General features: G+C 51.3%; 2 protein-coding genes. Both read left to right on the top strand.

The genetic code is table 11. From position 1 onward, the window contains the following. A partial coding sequence (locus D5S03_RS06865) for a biotin/lipoyl-containing protein (protein ID WP_287043144.1) occupies positions 1 to 1,347 on the top strand: 1,347 nt, incomplete at its 5' end. Positions 1,348 to 1,761: 414 nt separating this feature from the next. Beyond that, on the top strand, positions 1,762 to 1,952 hold a 191-nt coding region (locus D5S03_RS06860), incomplete at its 3' end, for a hypothetical protein (protein WP_287043142.1).

The raw sequence follows: 1,952 nt of genomic DNA, 5'->3' as shown, positions 1-1,952 counted from the left end.
GGGGCATCGGTTCGCTGGTACGGCCAGGGCGAGGTTCTGTCCACTGCAGCCTATATCGAAGAACTGGGCATGAAGACCAACCTGAACAAGGATATGATCCGTCAGTGCGGCTTTGTCTTAAAGCAGATCATGCCCTATTCCGACAACTATACAGCCCCTTATTTCCAGGGAATAGACTACGATGTTGTCGAGCACGGCATGCCCGGAGGGGCCACGTCCTCGTCCCAGGAAGGGGCTATGAAACAGGGCTATATTCACCTTCTGCCCTATATGCTTCGTTTCCTGGCCGGGATCCGCAAGATAGTGCGCTATCATGATGTAACCCCAGGATCCCAGATTACCTGGAATACGGCTTTCTTGAGTATTTCCAATGTTTACAAGGAGAAAGGGGACAAAGGGGTCAGGCATCTGCTTGAGGTCCTGGACAAGGTGGTCAGCACCCCGGAGAAGGAGCTCGATGAACAGACAAAAGAAGACAGGCTGGAGATATACAAACATTCCAACGATGCCTTTAGAAACCTGCTCCTGGGCAAATTCGGGCGACTGCCCCAGGGATTTCCACCGGACTGGGTGTATGAGAGCGCTTTCGGGGAAAACTACCGCGATGCCATCGCCTCCAGGACCGAGGACTCCCCTCTGGCAAACCTGGAAGACATTGACGTTTCTAAGGAGGAAAACAACCTGTACACCAATATCGGGCGTATACCAACCCGGGAAGAGCTTGTACTTTACCTGAACCACCCTGGAGATGCCCTGAAGAACATCCAGCTCAAATGCGAATACGGCGACCCCAACCAGCTGCCCCTGGATGTCTGGTTTGAAGGCCTGCTTCCGGGGAATGAGATCTTCTTCGAAGATACCAACGGCATGCCGCATTTTCTGGCTGTTCTGGACATTTCCGCGCCGGACATCAACGGTATGAGCGTGGTGCGTTATTCACTGGATTCGGAGTTTTTCTCCCACCAGGTAAAGGTCAAGGAAGGCATGGGAGCAGCCCTGGATGCTCTGGAAATGGCTGATTCAAGGGATCCAAACCAGGTGGGGTCTCCCAGTACCGGCGATTTGTGGGTGATGCACGTCAAGCCCGGAGACAAGGTCAAAAAAGGTGAAGAACTGTTCAATATCTCCATCATGAAGCAGGAAAAGGCTGTTCTCTCGCCTGTGGACGGGGTGGTCAAGAGAGTGCTCAAGTTCGCTGATTTTCAGGGGGACAAGAAGATGGTTCCGGTAAAGGAAGGCGAGCTGCTGGTGGAACTGGGGCCTGTACCCTCCACCTGCCCCGGGTGCGGTGATCATATTATGCTGGATGATTGCAAGTTCTGCCCTGAATGCGGCCAGAGGCTGTAGCTGGCATCCACCTGGAAAGCCCGTCTTTCCGGGTGTAAACTTGCTGGTTGACTTGGAGGCTTGGAACAAGATAGCAAGCAGTATGAGTTCAATGCTCAAGTGCAGGTCAAATCAGTTTCATGGCCTTAACTGTTCACTATCTGCAGAAGCTGAACAATCCAAGCGTCAAGCTGCAAAGTCCGCTGACCATGGTGCATAGTTACTCATGGTCAAGAGCTGCTGTTTTTTGTAATATAATTCAGCCTTCAAGTTCCTGTTTTTCTGTATTTTTGTCCAAGTCGGACCTGGCAGGTTCTTTTTTTATAAAATTGCGGCGAAAAGACCGTGGGCCGGTAAAGCGGATGTTTGATCAATTGTCCGTTTTTCCAGCTGGTTGATCCCGCAAGAAAGCATTATTTCAAAGGAGATCAAGGAATGGCAAAAACCGGTAAAGAGCAAAAGCCCGGCGAAGAGGCCCAGGAAAGCAAACAGGAAGCCAAAGCTTCCAAGCAGAAGAGCAGGTTTGATTCCCTCAAATCCAAACTGGTCCTGAAGGCCAGCGAAATCATGGAGATGGGTGTTGAGGCCGAACTTCTTGTGGGCGGAAAGAACTTTAATACCGCCAT

The sequence above is a fragment of the Desulfonatronospira sp. MSAO_Bac3 genome (genome assembly GCF_003838035.1).
GTDB lineage: Bacteria > Desulfobacterota > Desulfovibrionia > Desulfovibrionales > Desulfonatronovibrionaceae > Desulfonatronospira > Desulfonatronospira thiodismutans.
This window is presented reverse-complemented; position numbering and strand designations above follow the sequence as displayed.